Origin of the sequence: Haloferula sp. BvORR071, assembly GCF_000739615.1 — a bacterium.
Lineage (GTDB): Bacteria > Verrucomicrobiota > Verrucomicrobiia > Verrucomicrobiales > Akkermansiaceae > Haloferula.
Genome location: NZ_BATP01000001.1, coordinates 111,843 through 130,873, shown reverse-complemented (window position 1 = coordinate 130,873; position 19,031 = coordinate 111,843). Strand labels below are relative to the sequence as shown.

The 19,031-nt window shown below is 59.3% G+C and carries 23 protein-coding genes; 17 read left to right on the top strand and 6 right to left on the bottom strand.

Going from position 1 to position 19,031, the window contains the following annotated elements; translation table 11 throughout:
* Positions 1-13: 13 nt before the first annotated feature.
* Entirely contained in the window at positions 14-1,021 is a 1,008-nt protein-coding gene (locus BV071_RS00555) for a hypothetical protein (RefSeq protein ID WP_035600628.1), read from the bottom strand.
* A 65-nt stretch (positions 1,022-1,086) separates the two neighbouring features.
* On the opposite strand from BV071_RS00555, the gene BV071_RS00550 reads away from it, so the two are divergent.
* From BV071_RS00550 to BV071_RS00515, 10 genes are all read left to right on the top strand, one after another.
* Entirely contained in the window at positions 1,087-1,353 is a 267-nt protein-coding gene (locus BV071_RS00550) for a helix-turn-helix transcriptional regulator (protein WP_035600625.1), read from the top strand.
* 381 nt (positions 1,354-1,734) lie between these two features.
* The gene (locus BV071_RS00545) at positions 1,735-1,932 is read left to right on the top strand and encodes a hypothetical protein (protein ID WP_035600623.1); all 198 of its coding nucleotides are present in this window, start codon (positions 1,735-1,737) and stop codon (positions 1,930-1,932) included.
* 104 nt (positions 1,933-2,036) lie between these two features.
* A complete protein-coding gene (locus BV071_RS00540; protein ID WP_035600622.1) occupies positions 2,037-2,567 on the top strand; it encodes a hypothetical protein in 531 nt (176 codons plus the stop codon).
* Positions 2,564-3,394, top strand: coding sequence for a PD-(D/E)XK nuclease family protein (locus BV071_RS00535; RefSeq protein WP_052572698.1), 831 nt, complete (start codon positions 2,564-2,566; stop codon positions 3,392-3,394). Before BV071_RS00540 ends, BV071_RS00535 begins: the two co-directional genes overlap by 4 nt.
* Positions 3,395-3,594: 200 nt before the next feature.
* Positions 3,595-3,732, top strand: a complete 138-nt coding sequence (locus BV071_RS35055) for a hypothetical protein (RefSeq protein WP_265593898.1) — start codon at positions 3,595-3,597, stop codon at positions 3,730-3,732.
* A 94-nt stretch (positions 3,733-3,826) separates the two neighbouring features.
* Positions 3,827-4,846 (top strand): DUF3150 domain-containing protein, encoded by a 1,020-nt coding sequence (locus BV071_RS00530; RefSeq protein WP_075090804.1) that lies wholly within the window; start codon positions 3,827-3,829, stop codon positions 4,844-4,846.
* Positions 4,847-4,911: 65 nt separating this feature from the next.
* Entirely contained in the window at positions 4,912-5,466 is a 555-nt protein-coding gene (locus BV071_RS00525) for a hypothetical protein (protein WP_035600615.1), read from the top strand.
* Between the two features lie 286 nt (positions 5,467-5,752).
* Positions 5,753-6,139: a DUF1257 domain-containing protein gene (locus BV071_RS00520; protein WP_035600612.1), complete on the top strand. Its 387-nt coding sequence runs from the start codon at positions 5,753-5,755 to the stop codon at positions 6,137-6,139.
* Positions 6,140-6,159: 20 nt separating this feature from the next.
* A complete protein-coding gene (locus tag BV071_RS34110) occupies positions 6,160-6,336 on the top strand; it encodes a DUF2997 domain-containing protein (RefSeq protein WP_265593897.1) in 177 nt (58 codons plus the stop codon).
* Positions 6,333-6,590, top strand: coding sequence for a hypothetical protein (locus BV071_RS00515; protein WP_035600609.1), 258 nt, complete (start codon positions 6,333-6,335; stop codon positions 6,588-6,590). Before BV071_RS34110 ends, BV071_RS00515 begins: the two co-directional genes overlap by 4 nt.
* Here BV071_RS00515 and BV071_RS00510 read toward each other — a convergent pair.
* A complete protein-coding gene (locus tag BV071_RS00510) occupies positions 6,569-6,847 on the bottom strand; it encodes a helix-turn-helix transcriptional regulator (RefSeq protein ID WP_035600606.1) in 279 nt (92 codons plus the stop codon). The two genes, BV071_RS00515 and BV071_RS00510, sit on opposite strands and share 22 nt — an antisense overlap.
* A 99-nt stretch (positions 6,848-6,946) precedes the next feature.
* Between BV071_RS00510 and BV071_RS00505 the strand changes: the two genes are divergently transcribed.
* From BV071_RS00505 to BV071_RS34630, 3 genes are all read left to right on the top strand, one after another.
* Positions 6,947-7,306: a hypothetical protein gene (locus BV071_RS00505; protein WP_035600603.1), complete on the top strand. Its 360-nt coding sequence runs from the start codon at positions 6,947-6,949 to the stop codon at positions 7,304-7,306.
* 25 nt (positions 7,307-7,331) lie between these two features.
* Positions 7,332-7,712, top strand: a complete 381-nt coding sequence (locus BV071_RS00500) for a hypothetical protein (protein ID WP_035600600.1) — start codon at positions 7,332-7,334, stop codon at positions 7,710-7,712.
* A 794-nt stretch (positions 7,713-8,506) separates the two neighbouring features.
* Positions 8,507-9,445: an AAA family ATPase gene (locus BV071_RS34630; protein ID WP_052572696.1), complete on the top strand. Its 939-nt coding sequence runs from the start codon at positions 8,507-8,509 to the stop codon at positions 9,443-9,445.
* Positions 9,446-10,829: 1,384 nt separating this feature from the next.
* Here the strand turns inward: BV071_RS34630 and BV071_RS00490 are convergent.
* Genes BV071_RS00490 through BV071_RS00480 form a run of 3 tightly spaced genes read right to left on the bottom strand, consistent with a single transcriptional unit; the run spans position 10,830 to position 14,566 of the window.
* The gene (locus BV071_RS00490; RefSeq protein WP_265593896.1) at positions 10,830-11,267 is read right to left on the bottom strand and encodes a hypothetical protein; all 438 of its coding nucleotides are present in this window, start codon (positions 11,265-11,267) and stop codon (positions 10,830-10,832) included.
* A 45-nt stretch (positions 11,268-11,312) separates the two neighbouring features.
* Positions 11,313-13,337 (bottom strand): RHS repeat-associated core domain-containing protein, encoded by a 2,025-nt coding sequence (locus BV071_RS00485; RefSeq protein WP_035600595.1) that lies wholly within the window; start codon positions 13,335-13,337, stop codon positions 11,313-11,315.
* The gene (locus BV071_RS00480) at positions 13,325-14,566 is read right to left on the bottom strand and encodes a hypothetical protein (protein ID WP_265593895.1); all 1,242 of its coding nucleotides are present in this window, start codon (positions 14,564-14,566) and stop codon (positions 13,325-13,327) included. The genes BV071_RS00485 and BV071_RS00480 overlap by 13 nt, the downstream gene beginning before the upstream one ends.
* Here BV071_RS00480 and BV071_RS00475 point away from each other — a divergent pair.
* The 4 genes from BV071_RS00475 to BV071_RS00460 all read left to right on the top strand — a co-directional run bounded on the left by BV071_RS00475 (position 14,541) and on the right by BV071_RS00460 (position 16,238).
* The gene (locus tag BV071_RS00475) at positions 14,541-14,828 is read left to right on the top strand and encodes a hypothetical protein (RefSeq protein ID WP_265593894.1); all 288 of its coding nucleotides are present in this window, start codon (positions 14,541-14,543) and stop codon (positions 14,826-14,828) included. The two genes, BV071_RS00480 and BV071_RS00475, sit on opposite strands and share 26 nt — an antisense overlap.
* 234 nt (positions 14,829-15,062) lie before the next feature.
* On the top strand, positions 15,063-15,515 hold the full coding sequence (locus tag BV071_RS00470; RefSeq protein ID WP_035600587.1) for an Hsp20/alpha crystallin family protein: 453 nt from the start codon (positions 15,063-15,065) through the stop codon (positions 15,513-15,515).
* Between the two features lie 70 nt (positions 15,516-15,585).
* Positions 15,586-15,906, top strand: a complete 321-nt coding sequence (locus BV071_RS00465; RefSeq protein ID WP_265593893.1) for a hypothetical protein — start codon at positions 15,586-15,588, stop codon at positions 15,904-15,906.
* 38 nt (positions 15,907-15,944) lie between these two features.
* Positions 15,945-16,238, top strand: a complete 294-nt coding sequence (locus tag BV071_RS00460; RefSeq protein WP_035600582.1) for a hypothetical protein — start codon at positions 15,945-15,947, stop codon at positions 16,236-16,238.
* Positions 16,239-17,213: 975 nt separating this feature from the next.
* On the opposite strand, the gene BV071_RS34625 is transcribed toward BV071_RS00460, so the two are convergent.
* Entirely contained in the window at positions 17,214-19,022 is a 1,809-nt protein-coding gene (locus BV071_RS34625) for an alpha/beta fold hydrolase (protein WP_081885686.1), read from the bottom strand.
* Between the last annotated feature and the right edge of the window lie 9 nt (positions 19,023-19,031).

Genomic DNA, 19,031 nt, shown 5'->3' with positions numbered 1-19,031 from the left:
GCGGCCTGCCTGCTCACGGTAGGCTCAACCCATGGACCACCAGTTGTCGCGCCGTTTCCGAAAGGAACAGGCTGTTGATCTCCTTGGTCTTGCCCTCAATCCGCAGCACCGTGTGAATGGCACACCCGCCCCCGTCGACCTTCCTTGTATCGTACCGGACGGTGGAATCAGGGACCCCCTTCCGGCGGAACTGCACGAAGTTGTAGACGCTCAGCTCAGCTGCATCGCCGAATTTCTTCCTGTCCGCCTCCTTCGGATCCTCGCAGGTGAATTGAACCGCCACCGTCTGGCCCACGGCATCCGTGACCACATACATCCGGTTGTAGGACACATCCAACAGAAGTCCCGGAATCTGCTTCGAGGAGAATTCGCCGTCGAACCCGTAGTAATGGAAGCTTTTGTTGGGAGAGCCCGACATGCCCACATCGAAGCCGGCGATCTCGGGTAGCTTCCCCTTTACGCCGGGAATGTCCTTCGCGAACTCCTCCAACGGCGTGAGGATAGGCTTGTTCACCAGCTTCGATTTGTCGGTCTCCGCCAAGTCGAGATCCGCTCTCAGGCTGTCCGGACTGGGTTTGACACCCATCACAGTCCGGAAGTCGCCGGTGGCCTCCTTGTATCCCCGGCAGTCCCTCCAGGTGCGGTCCAGCATCACCCTCCGGAACTTGGCCGGATCAGCCAGCCATGCGCCCTTCACCTGCACGACCCTGAGCTTCTCCTTTCCGATCGATTTCACCAGAGGCTCATCCGAAGAGCCGGCATCTTTGAGCTGGCGCTCAAGGGCGGCAGTGAAGCCATCACAGAGCTTCGTGAGCGCAGCCTGATCCTTTGCCTTCAGGAGCAGGCCATCGAACTTCGCCCGGCTGTCGACGAAGGCGTCGCGCTGCCGTTCGTCGCCAAGCGCCCCACCGATACAGAGTAGTCCGCCGACAAGCAGGATGAGAGGCTTGGAGAAGCTGAAAAACAGGGGGAGGATTCCGGCAAGTCTACGGACGGGAGGGGAGGAAATGGCTGTGCTCATTCCGGAACATTCTGTGCTCGTTCGGGCACAGCGACAATCCCGGAGTTCGTTAGAATCCGCGTCGCATGGCTCGTTCCTACCCTCTCAACGTGGTCGGGCGACAAGTAGCCAAGCTTCGCACGGCCGGTGGCATGTCCCAAGCCGAACTCGCCGCTGCATGCCAGCTTCTGGGATGGGACATCGCCCGCGACACCATTGCGAAGATTGAAGGCGGTCTGCGGTGGGTTGGCGACATCGAGCTGATCCACTTGGCCCGGGCATTGAAGACCGACGTCGCAAGCCTGTTTCCCGAGGAGCCGCTTTACCGCGATTGCTTCCGCAGCAAGAAGTGAACGGTCGATCGGCTGAGTGCCGAGTAGTAGCGCCGTGCAACGGTCAGGACTACGCTTGGTCCCGTGATTCTTCGCCGCGATGGAGAGAGCAGCTTGAGCCCGGCGGCAGGTCGGACGAGACATCCTTGAGGGCACGCTGAGAAGCTGAGACCGCAGTCTACTCGCTTCATTCAGTCCTTGGCGAAAACTGTCAAGAAATCGCCCCTCCCCCCTCCGCTGTCACCTCACCTCCCGGCTTGGAATACCACTGCATGCAATGCATCCCACTGCAAATGGACTGCGGCAGCCATTGCATGCCCACCGCGATGAACTGCAGGCCACAGGCAGCGCAAATCCGGTCTTTCCAGTGCCATAAGATTCTGAAGAAACCGCACTTTGTCTATGCCTCGCACCCTCTACAGCCCGGCTCTCTCAGATGATGTGATCCGGGCACTCTACCACGAAGGGCAGCGCCAGCGCATGCCGATGACCCGTTTGGCCGACCTGCTCCTGCGGGAGGCGCTAGGGACCAACGTCACCGCGTTGATCATCCTCCCGGACCCAAGCCCGCCTAGCCCTTCGGGCAAGGCGGTCGCCTGATCCACCACTCGTCCGTCGCTCGCAAGCCCCCGGTTCTCCAAGCGAGAGCCGGGGGCTTGCTGCGTACGAACCTCCACCAAATCCACCACCAACCCCAACCAGCCATGGCTATCAAATTGATTGCAAACTACAGCAAGCGCCTAGGTCTCCCAGGCTACTCGTCCCACCAGTTTAGCGTCGAGATCGAGACCGAACTCGTGACAACAGACGATGTGCCGGCGGAAGCTGCCCGCATCTACGAGCTGCTCCAGACCAACGTCGACGAGCAGATCCAACATACCGGCTTCGTTCCTCCCGGAGACTACGGGATGACCGATCAAGCACCACCCGCTGCTTCCGGTGGGCTGACAAAGGGCACCGGGCGCCCAGCTCCCAGCAGCCCTTGGAAGTGCTCGGAAAAGCAGAGAGAGCTGATCGAGAACCTCGTCGCCGAGCACCATCTTGAGAAAGCTGATGTCGAAAACCTAGCCATCGAGCGCTTCGGCAAGGGCGTCCGCCAACTTAACAAGGTGGAGGCCTCGGGTCTTATAGACGAGCTTCTGGAAGCTCACGGCGGGCCGAAGAACCCGGTTACTACCCGTCGCCGCTCCGCCTACGCGGGCGTCAACGGCAACAACGGAGGAGGTCGCCGATGATCGCCTTCGCTAGTCCACAGAAGTCCGGGATCTCCTCGCTCCCGGATTACATCAGTCCGTCCGCCGCGAAGTCCTACCTCGCCTGCTCGCTCCGCTTCTACTTCGAGCGGGTGGCGGAGATCAGGAAGCCGACCACCCCGGCGCTGCATCTGGGGAAAGCGGTCCACTCCGCACTCCAGGCATTCCACTTGGCGCGCTGGCGTGGCACTGACGATTCCCCGGAGGTTGTTGCCGCAGCCTTCGGAGATGCCTTCCTCAAGCTGGAGCAGGAGGAAGGCCCGGTGCGCTGGAAGGAAGGCGAGCGCGAGAAGTCGCGCCTCGCCGGACTTTGCATCGTTGCCGCCTATCTGGATTCCCCAGAAGTACTTCGTGGGAAGCCCCGGGGGGTCGAGGTCCCTCTCACTGAGACCATTCCTGGCCTTGCGGTGCCGCTCACGGGAGTCCTCGACCTAGTGACCGACAACTTCACTCCGGTCGACTTCAAATCGGTCGCGGCGAAACCCGATTCGCAGCATGCAGCCTTCGACCACGAAATCCAGCTTGTAGCCTACCAGCTTCTACTGGAGGTGGCGACGGGCGAGAAGCCTGCATCCCTCGACCTAGTCTATCTCGTAAAAACGAAAGTGCCGCAGGTCTTTCGGGTATCGTCGCCGGCGGCGGATCGGAAGCGGAAGGACCGGGTGGTCCGTCTGATCGACACCGCCGTCAGTGGAATGTCGGAAGGGCGCTTCCATCCGCAACCCGGAATGACATGCATGTCGTGCCAGTACCGGAACGAGTGCAAGCGCTGGCCTGGAGTGATGTCGGAAAGGAGGGCGGCAGCATGAAGCGCACCCTCCTCCTTACCGGATGCCTCGCCCTACTGCTGCTATGCAACTCGTGCAGCGAGGCCACACCACGTGCATGCCCGGCACCCTACGTCACCGACACCAAACCGCTGGGCGACGGTATCAAAACCCTCGCCTACGCGTTCCTCGGAGCCTCTGTGGTCCTGACTCTAGGGCGCCTTTTGCGCTAAGAATCCACCATGAATGCCAACCTCATCATATCCGTCTTCGCTGGCCTCTCGATAGCGGCGCTGTCCCTTCAAATCATCGACGACTTCTACTTGCCGATGCTGCTTGGAGTGATTGCCACCATCGTGATCGCCCGCCTGACGAGATAGAAAGCCAGTCCATCCGCGAAGCGCCCGCCCGGTCTCCGAGACCCGGCGGGCGCTTCGTTTCCAGCCATAACGATCAATTCCAACAACCACCTATATGTCCCAAACTCAATACAACCTGCCACTGCTTGAAGCTGTATGCCGACGCGGAGTCCTTTGCGCCACCTCGGTTCGATACTGGCGAGGTTGCAAGCGACTCAACGCCGAAGACCTCGGCCTCGACCCTGCCAATGTCAGCGACCGATTGATCCAGCTCGGTCATAAACGTCTGGTTCCCCGGGAAGCCCTGGCGGCCTTCTCGCTGATCGAGTCCCGGGCCCACGCGCTCGTGGAGGGATCGTCGTTCCCCTTCCTCGGCGGGATCGCCCGCTTCGTTCCCAATCCCCGGTTGGCCGGGCTCACCGAGGGGCTCGACAAGCTCCGCGATGAATTCCGCGAAGCCACTCTTGATTTCGTCGCCGGTTACGGCCCGCTGCGGGAGAAGGCGATGGAGGAGTGGCGGGAAGCAGCCCGCAACCTCAATGATAGCGCGGAGCGGCTGCTCATCACCATCGAGCAATCCTTCCCTCCTGCTGGAGATATCACCAAGCGCTTCGGGTTCGAGTCGAAGTTCTTCCAGATTGCGGCACCCGAGAACCTCCGCCTGGAAGTCTCGGAATCCATCGACCAGATGGAGATTGTCGACCAGCGCCGCCGCGTGGCGGAGGATGCGCAGCGCCGGCTCCAAAGCGACCTGGACGGCTTCATCCGGGAGAGTGTGACGACTCTCCGGGAAGAAACCGCCCGGCTCGCTGCGGACGTCCTTGCGACCATCGATGGCAGCGAAGGAGGAGTCCATCAACGCACGCTGAACAGGCTGACGTCGTTCATCGACAGCTTCCGTAGCCTGAACTTCGCGGGCGACTCCCATCTGGAGTCCACGCTGGAGCGCTTCCGCCAGGAATTGCTCACCCGCAGCGCTGAGGACTACCGCAACGATAGCAACGCGATGCAGAGCCTCCGCGCGGGGCTCGACCAACTCCGCTCCAATGCTGTCGCAATGGTCCGTACCGAAGGTCGCGACGTCTTGAGCCGCTTCGGCCAACTCGGCGGGCGAAAGCTCGCAGTGGCCAGCTAGCAACACCATCCGTCCACCCGGCAGAGACTTGCGTCCTGCGGGGTGGATGGTCATTTCTCCAACCAATGAAGACACCACCCACAAAGAGCCAACAGCTCGCCCGCGACGCGGTCCAACAGGCGGCTGCCTATCTCCTCTCCTGTGGTATCCGCGTGCCTCGCTTCACGATCACCACGAAATGGGATCTTCCACTCGGCGGCTCGGAGGTTGTCTTCAACGGCACGACCTCCCGGTTGAACATGGGACGCTACCCGACCTCCTTCCTGAGAAACTGGTTCGCCATGCATGAACTCGGACATGTCCTCTGGAACGAATACCGTCCCCTGCACTGGAAAAAGTTTCGGGAAGCATTCGGCGAACCGGCACCGGCGGACTACCTTGAACTCTACAGGACCGAGTCATGGAAGACGGCGGCGTCCGGCCGACTGTCGTGGCTACCTGGACCGCATCGGCCGCCAGGTGAGCCTTCTTGGTACGGGGCACGAGCTGGAGGCCAAGAGCGGTTCTGCGAGCTGATCGCGCTCATGTATGCCAGCGAAGATTTCGCCGAGCCTCCTCCCACGGACCTCCGTGGACTTTGGCAAACCTGCTGGGATCACGGGCTCTCCCGGATGACCTGAACCCTTCTCCATAGCATAGCTGCCGCCGATGCCCGCGTTGTCTCCGCGCGGGCATCGGCGCGTACCGGCATACCTTTCCCACCGTGCTGCCATCCATCACCCGACACCCCTGACTCCATCCCAACTCTCCATCTTTTCCAACCACCACGACTCCTGCCAAAGAAACCACCTCCACTACCTGACTAGCCAAAGATCGCCCAACTAACGCGCGCAAAGGGCGGCTCCATCGCGGGGCCGCCCTTTGCGCGTAACTAACCTTCAATTCAACGATCATTCGCAATTTCCCATGTCTCACTTCACAACCATCAAGACTGAGGTCCGTGACCTCGAAGCACTTCGCGACGCCTGCACCGAACTCGACCTCGTGCTGGAATCCGGGATCATGTGCCGCGGCTACGCTGGCATCAACCGGACAGCCCACCGGGTAGTCCGGTTGAAAGGCCCCTATGACATCGCTGTCGATCCTTCCGAGGACGGCGGACGTTATTCCCTGACCACCGACTGGTGGAACGGTCATGTCGAACGCGAAGTGGGTGCCGGCTTCGGCCGACTCCTGCAGAACTACGGCGTTCAAAAGACGATCCGGGAAGCCCGGACCCGAGGCCTGCGCTTCAACCGCCGGCTCGAAGCCGATGGCTCCGTGCTAGTCACGTTGGAAGGAGGTGTGCTTTGAGCCGTCGCATCCTCGTTCGGGTGTCGCCGACCGGTGACATTCAAGTGGAGGCTGAGGGCTTCCAGGGCAAGGGCTGCGAGGCCGCCACGCAGAGTATCGAGCAGGCCCTTGGCAAGCCCACCGGGCGCACGCTCAAGCCGGAGCACCGGCAGGGCGGCGTCAACGTCCAGCAACAGCAATCCCTCGGAGGATCATGAAAACGACACTGCGTTTCGATCCCAGAGGGGCCGTCGACTGCATCTACACGGAAGCGATCGATCTCAGGCAACTCGGACGGCTCCATGTCGTCCGGGCCACTGCGATCGACTTCAACCCGGAGGAGCAATGCTGGGAGGTCCGCTGCGCGGATACCCTGCAACTCCTCCATTCCAATCCCTCGCGCGAGGCCTGCCTCGAGTGGGAGCAAGCCAACCTGCAACCGGGTTTCGCTCAGCCACCGGCCTCGCCCTGACGCAACACGTCGGCGATGGCCTTGGCCGGAAACCCTTCCAGCAGGTCTCCGACCGTGCAGCGCAAGGCCTTCGCCAGGATAAGCAATTCCGCGTCGTTCACCCGGCGCAGGCCTGCTTCGATCTTGGCGAAGGTTCCGCGGCTCACGTCCCAGCCTGCCGCCCCGCATCTCGCCGCAAGCGACTCCTGGGACAGTCCGGCCGTCGTCCGGAGCTTGCGAACGCGACCACCCACCAGATTCTGTTTTCCAGCCGCCATTGCTCCGAAGTCGGAGCTTGACCCTATCCCGGCAAAGATGCCGGATTGCTCCAATATCGGAGCAATCCGGTTCCTGCCACTCCTCCAACACCTCCATCCATGAAGAAACCACATTGCCTCCCCCTCGCCATCATCCTGCTCTTGGCAGCCTGTGGCCCCAATAAATCCGAACTCAGAGCCGAACTCCGCTCCATCCAGACCGAGATTGCACAACTCAGTATCGCCGCCCGGCAGCACCAGGCCCAGATGAGCAGCGCGGAATTCGACGCCTTCATCGGTTCATTCGCTGCAGGTTACGGAGCCGTCTCCGGCGACTACGACCTGGCCAATGACGGCGCGAGCACAGCCTACGACGCCTCCAACCAGGCCAGCGCCGCCAGCTACTCGCTCGATCAGATCCGGAAACGCTTCGAGGTTCTCTCCAAGCGCCGCATTGAGATTCTCAAGAAACTCGACTGACCCTAACCCAAGCATCCATAGAACAATGAAATCCCGTGAGATCATCACCTTGGTTCTGGGACTTGCGGCGGTGGTCGGGTTGGTCTTCGTCGTGAAATTCAAGGGATCCCCTCAAAGTGGCACCGCATCCCCGGAGATCACTTCCGCTGCTACGTCCGAGGAAAAGGATGCCCGACAATCTTGGCACGCCAGTGCTCCGAAGCTGATGCAGAACGGTCCTGCGAAGATCAATCGCACCCTCAATCAGTACACGCAAAAGAGGGGCCTCAACCTTATGCACGACGAGGATCTCCCCTTAGTGCTTCGGGGCTCATCGACGATCTCGAATTCCATGCTTACGTCGATGCCGCACCAGACAATGACGATGCCCAATGGATACCGATCGCCGTCGACTACTACGATTTGAAAACCGGGAACCTCGGTATCCTGTCGACAGCAAACCAAATTCGGGAGCCTGAGCGGGGAACCTTCCTGCTTACCAGGGTCCCTCGATGAATTGGCCTCGTCGGTGTCCCCATTAGTCTCCACTGACCCATACCCCACTCCCTACCCGATGGCCCCGGCTCCCACGTGGAGACCGGGGCCTTTTCACATCCATCCCAATCATCATGAATACTCCAATCACCACCTACCTCCGTGCCGGCTACCCCGGCCTTGTCCTCGTCACGCCGGAAGAAGCGCGCGCTGAAGCGGAGTTGTCCGCAGCGTGCACCGAACTCCAACGCCACCTTCACGCCTGGTCGTCCACCGACGGCCTCGTGGATGTCCAAGCGGGACGCTCCACCCCGTGCCCAGACCCGCTGGAAGCTCTGATGCACGTCGATGCCCTCTTTCGTCAGGAAGGCGAACGCCACATCGTCATGCTGCGCGACCTCCAGCTTCACCTTGACCAGAACGACCCGCTACTCATCCGCCGCCTGAAGGATCTACTTCGCCTCGCCAAGGTTTCCGGCCACGCGCTGGTCATCACCGGTTGCCGCCACAAGCTGCCTCCCGAACTCGAACACGAGGTTGCTGCCATCGACCTCGACCTGCCCGGCACACCGCGCCTGGGTGAAGTCCTAGACGGCATCCTACGATCCGCGGATCAGCCTGAGCCGGACGAAGGTCTTCGCGAGCGGATCCTCCACGCGGCCCTCGGACTCACCACCGTGGAAGCCGAGAACGCGTTCGCCCTGTCACTGGTGAAAGCCGGGCGGGTTGACCCGGATCTGGTGGCGCGGGAAAAACGCCGGGACCTTGAAGCGTGGCGGTCTGGTCGAAGTGATCGAGGCGAAGCCGAACCTCGACGACATCGGTGGTCTGGAATGCCTCAAGCGTTGGCTGTCCCAGCGCCGACCCGCCTTCGGTGCCGCCGCCCGCGACTATGGGCTACCGGTGCCGAAAGGCCTGCTCATCGTCGGTATTCCCGGCACTGGCAAGAGCCTCATCGCCAAGGCCACCGCCAGCGTACTGCAACTGCCTCTCCTGCGTCTCGATATGGGGAGGGTGTTCGGCGGGATCGTCGGTCAGAGTGAGGCGAACCTTCGCTCGGTGATCCGCACCGCTGAGGCCGTCGCGCCATGCGTGCTGTGGGTGGATGAGCTGGACAAAGCATGCTCAGGTATGGCGGGAAGCGGAGGTTCGGACGGTGGGACTTCATCCAGGGTCTTCGGCTCCCTGCTGAGCTGGATGCAGGAGAAGATTAAGCCTGTCTTCGTGGTTGCTACCGCCAATGACGTGAGCCAGCTTCCGCCAGAACTCCTCAGGACTGGCAGGTTCGACTCCATGTTCTTCGTTGATCTGCCCGACGCCAAGGAACGCACCTCCATCTGGGAAATCGTCATCGCCGGGCACCATCGTGACCCGAGATCCTGCGACCTTACCGCGCTGTCCAAGGAGACCGAGGGGTTCACCGGGGCGGAGATCGAAGGTGCTTATCGTGAAGCGCTGCATGAGGCATTTGCAGAAGGCCGCGAACCGACTCCAGACGACATCCACACCGCCATCGCCGCCACCACCCCGGTGGCGAAGCTGATGAAGGAACGGATCGAGGCGTTGCGGAAATGGGCCAAGGGACGGGCGCGGGATGCAAATACGGCAACGTCCCTCGCAGATGCCACTTCGCGACCGTCTCGACGGGTGCAATCCATGAACTGAAACTCGACCGGAATGGTTGTGATGGATTGCACGCGCAGCGATGCCGAGAGGAATACAACCCGGTGATATCGTCTCTCTTTTCGACAGTTTCGACGAAGGGGCATGCGCAGATTATTGTGATGTATTACGGTAGTGTTAAGGACCGCAGAGCGCCTCGCAGCAATAGCCCCGGTTCGTCTAGGAGCTTGGTGAGCTACTCGGGCGACGCCCTTTGCTCCAAGAGTTCACGAAGCCCGACCAGCCGACAGCGGTTTGCCTACCTGCTTTACTGCACGGGAAGCATCGGTCTCTGGAATTGCGATCATCTTGCAAACCACGGCACCTACCGAAGTGCGTGTCGGTTAGCCTCCGGCCCGTTCCGCCGCTGCCTCCCTCGCCGGCCGCTGCAAGATGGGATCGGGAAGGCGGAATTGCGGACGAAGCTTCTATTCACCATGCGGAGCCAGCAATCCAGGGGTGGAACCATTTGGTTCCACCCCACCGAGCATATGTCCAACACCGGCCGTCCAGATAAGGCGGTTGGCGTGAACCTTCGACAGCCTTGCCACCCCGCCGCAATAGGCCTTGCCATGAAGGATCGCCGCCCGTCTTCCAAAGCTTGAGACCACGCCCAATTCCCTTTTTTTACCTCCCTCTTCAATTCATCATAGAATCCACGCCCGCAGGGATTCGCTTTGGGGCTACGGGCGGCATGAAGCTAGCAGAGGGACAGACGGTGCGTCCAAGAGCGCGTCACGTTGGTCGGCCGCCTCCAGCACGCGGCCCTGGGTGTCGGAGCGGATCAGCCGGGCCGCTTCCCCGGCAGGATCTACGATAGAGGTCATTCATGCCTATCTATCACCTTTCTCGTAGGTCCGGGAAGAGGTGCTCGGTGAAGCGCTTACGGTCTTCTACACGAATTTCGAGAACTGGCGGCGGCTGGGTATTGATGCCCTGAGAGTATCCGGAGGACGTCCTGACCCGCTTGCCGGTCATGAAAGGAGCGAAACAGCCACGCTAACCCCGGCGAACTGGCTGCGGGCCCCGCAAGGCAAGCCGGTTTGGAAAGCGGCCTGAGCCCCAAAGCCGCCAAGAGAAATCACACGGCCGCTCGAACCACGCTTACGCTTACGCTGCCCGGGCTTCAACTTCCACTAACTCCAGCCGGGACCGCGCGGGCGACCCCGGCAAGGCGCCCAGAAACCGACAACGGAAACCATACTGCGCTTCCGACCAGCTTACGCGCTCCTGGAAATTCAAATCACTTTGGCCGAGCCATCCGCTTCAATTGGCACTTTTTATCCCACCCATGGGCGAGTCGCCTTCTCAAGCTTCAAGAACTCTCCAAACTCACGCCCTACAATTTTCAAATCCCTTGGAGATCTCCCTGCCTTCTTACAACATCTTAAAGCCTTTTCACAATTTCAACCCTGGTCTTAAAGTCTTTGGACACAATCATATCAACTATACACTTCCCCATTCGAAAGGGCTTCCTCGTCTTGGCAATATCTTGGTTGACATCGAAAATCTGCCAAGCGCTCACGTCAATTTCATCAACCTCTTGTACAACATCTTCCAACCGAACGGGCATCTTTCCTTCAGCGTGAACATATTGTTCAATTGAAATTGCTATACGAGTTGCCTCACGGTTTCTAGTTCCGTACTCCGTGGTCTTACGATTGCTTCTGCAGCCTCCCAAAAAAATCAGCGCGATGAGGAATAACCTCATAATCTTACCTAACGTAGCTTGGGCCATCTGTTCTTGGCGGGCGTCCATATTTGTCAGTTGTGATTGATTTTTTGGCGGGGACACGGTGTGACGGAAGCGGATGAAGAACTTCATGGGGAGGAAAATTCTTATTGTAATCCTCATCCGACACCGGGATATTTACGGTATATTTATCTCTGTTTTATATGGCGGCTGAGCCCCATGCATATCAAAGTAAGCATCAAACATAATTTCCTCCCCGCTATACGAGCGACATATCACCCACCAGTGATCCCCTGATTTTTTTAGAGGCTTATCCATTGGCGTCCTGCCATTTTCTAGATGACACTCCCAGCAGGGCGGAACAACGATGCCTGCAAGAAAATCAGCATTTTGATTGTAGCAGCTAGCTTCTCCATCCCTAAAGTAGGGAAGAAATAGCTTCCGGTTTACCCCTGTTGCCCGATACATGTTGCGGCGATTTTCGTATTGAGCGACTAATTTTTCCTTACCTCTCGCTCTCATCTGTTCATTGCAACCTCCCTCGTCCAGTAGTCTTCTAATCGCCAAATCCTTCTCTCTCAACTCTCTTTTATCGTACTGCTCTTCTGCTATCCTTTGCTCCTTCGCTTTACAATCCTCCATTGCCTCCGCATATCCAGGCATTGCACCCTGCAAGCCGAGAATATCCCACACATTAACTCCATCATTATCAATGAAACTGTAAAGATTGGAAATCACTTCTTCCCCCTTAGGGTCCCTACTCGACCACCTCCCATTTACCGGATCATAGTATCGATAGCCGTAGTAATATAGCCCAGTGCGACGGTCTTCGGGCTTAGTTGAGAACCTAAACTCAAACAAATTGCCCGGGTCATACCAGTTCGTCACCGACATACTGCGTAGGGTATTGCCGAAGGGATCATAATCCCAATGCCCCTTGACCGCACCAGCATCGTTGAGCAATTCGGTCACGTTCCCATTGCCATCGTAGAGAGGGTAATAGTTGTTCCAGCTACTACCGGAGTTGTAGGACGTGACCCATTGCAGCATTCCCCCCACCCCGCCAGCACCTTGGAGGGTACCACTGAGGTCTAAACCCCAGACGTATTCGTCCTGGAGTAGATTCCAGTCCAAGTAAGACTCGATACGGTTCCATCCATCATACACGTAGCGGTAATTTTCACTAGCGTTCCACGACGAGGTTCCCACGTTCCAATTGAAGAACCGACGCGCACAAAGGCGACCAAGGTAGTCGTAGACATACCCGACCTTCGTCCCACTCGTGGGCACCTTGGGAGTGGCTGAAATCATGCGATTTTCTCCGTCCCAAGCATAATCCCACCCAGCCCCGTCGTCCACGAGATTTCCATCATCGTCGTGAACCGGGTCAGCAGCATTCACCCCCGTGACGATTGAACCATACTGGTTGAGGGCGCTGCCTCCAGACGAGGTCGCCCCTGCGTCGGCGTAGTAGTTTGTAGTTGCCGTTCCACCGGTGGAAGTTGCCGTGCCGACGCGCGACTGAATGCGATTCCCAATTTGGTCGTAGGAATAAAAGCGGTCATCACTTGTACCGGCCGTCCCAGCGTCTGAATCCGCCGAGACAACTTGGCCTTTTGCATCGTATCCCCAGCTGATCCATTCGGAAGTGGCACCAAAGCCGCTGGACAAGCCCACGCCTTCTCGCTGGCCAATGGCATTATAGTTATAGTCGAAGGTTGATGGATTGTTGACACCTGAAAGGTTGGAAATCGACTGTAGGGCGTCCCGAGTCGCATGATACATTTTGGTGACGGAATGCTGCGGACCATCCATGCCAAAGGGCATGAGGGATTGCTTTGCTGTGCCGCTCCCGTGCCTTACATGGCTAGCGCTCGCCACTTCGTATTCGTAATCGTAAGTGAAGGTCTGCGACGGCGGCGGCGGCGGCATTGTTGCTGCTGGAATGCGCTGGTAAGTGAGGCTGGAAAATCGGCCCGCGGTATCGTAGGTATAAGTGACCTCACTGATTGCGTTGTTGAGTGAGGTCGTGCCAAGCTTATACCCGGTGGGCCGCAGGTAAGCATCGCGCTTTCGCGTCAATACCCGTTGCTGAACGATGGCGTCGTTCTGAGTCTCCGTCAAAAGGTCGAGATCAGTCGACGAATAGGTGTAGGTGAAGTGAGTGTTACCGCCGCGCGTCACCGAGCTCAATCGGCCCATCGCATCGTAAATGTAATCCAGAGGGGGGTAAGTGAATCCACAGTGGTCGCCGCGGAGCTCGTAAAATAATCCACCGCCGACAGTAATCCCTGATCGTAGCTGTACAGCGTGTGGGCACCACGAGCCCACGTGCGGGTCTTGAGCCTCCCCGCCGCGGTATAAGAGTAGTGGGCACCCTTCGAGGCCGCGTCGTCCTTATCCGTCAGCCAGCCGCGCTCGACGTCGTAGATCCAGGCGGTTGGATCTCCCGCATCGGGAGTGCCCACTTGATTGAGAGGATCCTCGTTGTGATCGAGCGCCCGATAGGTTCGCATCTCCTTCGGTCGGCCCTGCTCGTCGTAAGCGTAGGAGAGCGCATAACCTTGATCACCCCAATTGGCAGAAACGCTGCCGTCGTAGAAGTAGGAGGTGTAGCTCTTGTTGTAGACCGTGTTGGACGATGCGTCCAAGGTATTCTCTCCATCAACTTCAGTCACGCGCCCCATCTTGTCGTACTTCCACGCGGTCGTGCGGGCTGCTGAATCCGCTTGGCTCAGGAGATTGCCTGACTCGGTATAGGGACCTTGGTCTACAGTTCCCGTTCTGGAGTCTGTAGTGGAGTCCACACGCCCCAAATCGTCGTAGCCGTATGTCGTGCTGGCGATAACCACCCCCGTAGCCCCCGTGCTGTCGCGTTGTTCTTCCGCGTCGAGGCGACCGTCGACATATTCTCGGCGCAGGCGAGTTCCATCCGGGTGGGTGGTAATCTCGGTCCAGCTGCCCGCTGTCCAAGTCGTAGTCGGCCCGCCCAGCACGGCGACTGAGCGGGTCGTGCCACCGAGGGTAATCGTTCCGCTGCCGAGACCATTGGCCGCGGTTAAACTGGTCGAAATACTCGTGCCGTTGACTTGCGTCTCGACCGAGTAGCAAGGACCGAGGGTGCCGTCGGCTGTAGAGCCATGATTGAATGCAGTTGTCCGACTTCCGGCGGAGTTCGGCATGGTCTCAGTCTTATAGGAGACATGCCCCTCCGAATCATAGGTATAGCTCACAACCACCCCGTCTGCGTCCGTGGCCTGAGATTGTTTGCCTCTTGCTCCGGCCGCGGCAGAAGACGGGTAAGGGAGGTGAGGAGGATCGCTTGGAGCCCGTGACCGGCGCGTATGGGCCGCGGAAAATCGATTTACATCGCTAGTGCCATTGCGCGCACCCACGGTGGAGGGGATGAAGCACTTTTTTGCGGCCCTCAATGACCTCCTCGACACAATCACTCCGATCGATCAGGTCGAAAACCTGAAGACTTTCGCCGCAATCGACTCGATCACGAGAACGATCGAGCAAAGCGTGGACATCGCAGCCCGCTCGGTCGAGAAGCTACGGAAATTCCGCTGGGAAGCGCTCTACGCGATTGTTCCGGGCGAGAGCACTAGGCACCTGCCACAGTCCCATTACATCGCCGAGGCGCGGTTTGCCCTCCGGCAGGCAGCGGAAGAAATGGAGAAGGACGACTAGGCCCGTCGGCCGACCAGCGCTCATGGATTCCGTAGACGGCGGGGGGGCCGGAGCGCGTTCACAGGCCTAACGAAAAATTTTTCGTGGCCGTCTTGACGTCTGCGAAATTTGGATATTTTTTCCGCTCGTGGGCCCTTCCTGGAGGGCTTCACAGGATGAACCGGCTCGCACGCGAACCGGCGGGGCGAGCGGGCCGGAGGATAGATCTACCCGCCTCATCCATACTGAAGAAACATGAATGCGATCATTCGTTGGAGCCCGATCCGGGATCTGGCCGATGTGCATGGGAGTCTCTCCAGCATACTCGGTCATTCCCTGAAAAGCGGAACAAGCAAACAGGAAGCATCCAGCCCGAGCCCGGACTGGATGCCGGTGGCGGACATCGCCGAGAACGAGACCGGCTACCTGCTAAAGATCGAGGTTCCCGGTGTGCGGGAGGATGAGATCTCGGTGATGGTCACGGATCGGCTGCTCACCGTGACCGGCGAGCGCAAACTTGAGGAGGGGGAGGGTGTCCATCACCGGTTGGTGGAACGCGCCTCAGGGACCTTCGCGCGCGCATTCAAGCTGTCCGCGAACGTGGACCCCAACAGCATCGAAGCCCGTATCCGCAACGGTGTGCTAGAGATCCACGTGGCGAAGCACGAAAGCGCGAAGCCGCGCACGATCCAGATCAAGTCCGAGTAACTTCCAAGGCAAAGGGGAGGGGTCTTTCGCTATGGCTGGGGTAAGACTCCTCCCCACTTCTCCCGTTATTATGGAACCTGACTACGTACTTCGTCAGAGGGCGATCGACATGACGATTTCCCAGTTCGATTTTGGCAAAGTCCAAAAAGCCGCCGCTACCTTCTCGATGAGGTGGGATCAGCGTCCCGGCGTCCGCGAACCTCTGTCCGTCGAACAAATCAAGGACATCGCCAGGGAACTTCTGGAAAAGGCGTGGGACGACGACCTCGCCCCGAATTGCGAGTATTGCCACGGCGGCCTTAGGGCCACCCGCACGGACGGTGTCCTAGCACTGCAGTTCGTCTTGGAGGAATCCTTCTTCGTCGCGGCAATCGATGCAGAGGCCGCCTGACAAAGGTGGCTGTTCCTTTAACAAACCGAAATTCGACTATGGCTAACCAAAAACATGCACCGCTATCCGCCCTCAAGGAAGCGATCCGTGGTTTTCGCGTGATCCGCTTTACCTGCGATGGGGAAAAGTATGTCGTGGAGCCCAGCGAACTGGGCCGCTCTGAACGTGGATCCATGCAGCTTACCGGCTGGGTTCGGGAAGGCCCCCATGCCTCCGGACTGTGGATGGATTTCCACTATTGGAAGATCCGCGAGCTGGAGATTCTGGACGAGAGCTTCAGTCCTCCGCCGCAAGCCGCGCCCGTGCCCTTCTTAGTGGCACGAGAACGTTAGCTATGCGAGGCCGCCTTCACTGGCGGCCTTTTTCATGTGCTCCCGATACCCCTTCTTCCCGGTGTAGGAGTTCCGGTTTCCTTGCGACGTGAAGTTGTTCCGGGTCGAGTTTCCGGCTCGGGTCCGGTAGTAGCCGCCTACGCTTGCGCCGTCCGGCGGTCGTCAAGTGCGCGACGGCCGGCACCCATCCTCTTAACCCTCCCGCTACTCTCCGTCCGCGGGTCGGAGGTTCTCGAAAGTCGCGGGACTCAACGGGGGCTTTGCCTCCGACTCACACGTCTCTACCTGGGCGCTTGCGTGGTCGAGCGATCGATCGCTGATCTCCGATGGGGGACCGTCCGGGCTCCGACCAGTCTCAGCAGCTTTGATCCACGCCGCCGGCATCCAAATCTCGTTCCCAGCTACGAGGACTAAATACACGTGATCGCCGTTCAAAAGGGCATCGTCGATCACCACGCCGTGTTCCCCTAGTAGTGGGCCGTCTACGATACTGACGCTGCCGTGCAGCTTGGGGGAGGTTTCTTTCAACTGCGCAGTATTATCACCCTTTTCCTGACAACCAAGATGTTCCGCGTACTGTCAAGAAACTCGAATTCTGATCTTCATGCGGCTTCGCGGTGGTAGTAGCGCAGCAGGCCTTCTAGCCGTTCTCGACGCGGGGGGCGTGCCGGAATGCGCGGCGCACGGGATTTATCGCGTCGCCCCCGCCAGACTTTGGGCTCTTCAGCCGCCGGTCCGGGGTTTCCGGGGTTTCCGGCGTCTGCGGTTGACGCCTTTTTCGAAGGGGCGATGAGTTCAAGCAGCGCGGAGTCGGGCTGCTCGCCGCTTTTGCCGAAGATCCTGCGACCCAACACGTCGGCGGCGTTTCAGAGCGGAAATCTCGGCGTCCCGCTTCGTGACCTTGTCGATCCATAGCTTCCGTTCCTCATCCCATCGAAGATAAAACAACGGACGCAGCGCCCCCGGGGGACTAGATCATTTGAAGAAGAGCTGGAGCGTCTCACCAAGATACTGGCGGGCGTTCATCCATGTGTGCCCTCCCTCGGTGATGAGCGAACGGTGATCGACCTTCCGTTCTTTGAGGTAGCTCTCGAAGGTGATGGTCGGCTGATAGAGGAAGTCGTCCTTGCCAACGCCGAGCCACAGCAAGCTTGGCTTGCTGGCAGCGAGATCAGGAAGGTATCGTTCGCAGACCTCAGGAGTCAGGTAAGCGGCGTAGGAAGCGATCCATGCGAATTTATCGGGGTTTCGAAAGGCGGTGAAAAGAGACTGCCCTCCACCGCGTGAAAAGCCGGCGATGGCACGTCCCTCCCGGTCAACCCGCACGCGGTAATTCGCCTCGACGTAGGGCAGGACGTTGCCCGTCAGTTCGTCGCTGAAGACCAGGTACATTTCGCCTGACTGCGGCGAGGAGGGCATCGGCGTTTCACCCATCATGTTGCCGTAGGGCATGGTCACGATCATTGGGACGGCTCTATGCTCGGCGATGAGATTGTCGAGGATGACGTTCACCCGCCCTGCCTTGGACCAAGTCTCCTCGGTGTCCGTTGTTCCGCTAACGAGGTAGAGCACTGGATAATTGTCGGTGCCAGCGCGATAGTTCGGCGGCGTGTAAACAATCAACGGGCGGGTGCGGTTCAAAGTCTTCGACTGGTAGTAACAGGTAGTCAGCTCACCATGCGGAACATCTCGAACCGCATGCAGCAGCGGCGGATTGGCAGGCACGTCCACCAGACTGGGCTTGAACCGCTCGTTGGGAAATACATCGGGGTTCGACGGGTCGGACACGCTCGTGCCGTCGACCACAAAATTGTAGGGATACAGGTTGGGATCCACCGGGCCCACGGTGAGGGTCCAGAGACCGGCTTCGTTCTTCTCCATCGGCTGCCTGTCCTTGAGGAACTGGCCGCTCAATTCGACCTTCCTCGCGTCAGGCGCTTGGAAGCGGAAGCTCACCTTTCCATCCGGATGCACCTCGGGCGACTGGAGCGGCGCGGGTCGCGGGCTCGCGGCAGGCACCGTTTCGTTCTTATCGCCGACCGACTCCTCGATTAGCGTCGCCACGCCGCGTGGGTCCTCTTGCTGGGCGACATGTCCACCGGGAAAGGTGCGGATGGTCCAGCCACGGGAAACCGCGCGCTGCCAGCTCTTGTCGGTCTTGGCGCGTTCCTCGGCGGACTTGTCCTTCGGCACGAATGCGACGTAGGTGACGTCCAGCGTCTTGGCCGCGGGATTCTTGTAGGAAACCGGCTGGCTGAAACACTTGATGGACTGCTTCACGTTGTGCGGCGGCTTCGTGTCGGGCGTGACCCACGGCACCTGCATGAAGCCATCCTTGAATCGCGAGGGATCCTGCGGCCCCGCTCCTCCGAAGAGATCCCAAATGGACATCCCGTCATCCGGCACAGCGGCATCGAGAAAGACGACATGGCGAATGCGCTCGGGCACACGGTCCATCACGCCGGTGATGACCATCCCTCCGTAGCTGTGGCCGGTAAGCACAATATCGTGGAGGTCCTCGAACAGGATGAGGTTGACCACGTCATTGATATGGGTCTGCAAGTCGATGTCGGGGCTGTTGAGGTGCATCCGCTCGCCAAGACCGGTGAGGGTCGCGCGGTAGACCTCGTTACCGTCATCGGATAGGAATTTGCCGGTCTTCTTCCATTCCCAAGCGCCAGCGGTGGCACCGTGGACAAGGACGAAGGTGTTCTTCTCCGCCGCACGGACAATGCCGGCGAAAGCGAGGATCACAGTAAGGATGGGAAAGAGTCGGGATTTCATGGGGTTGGT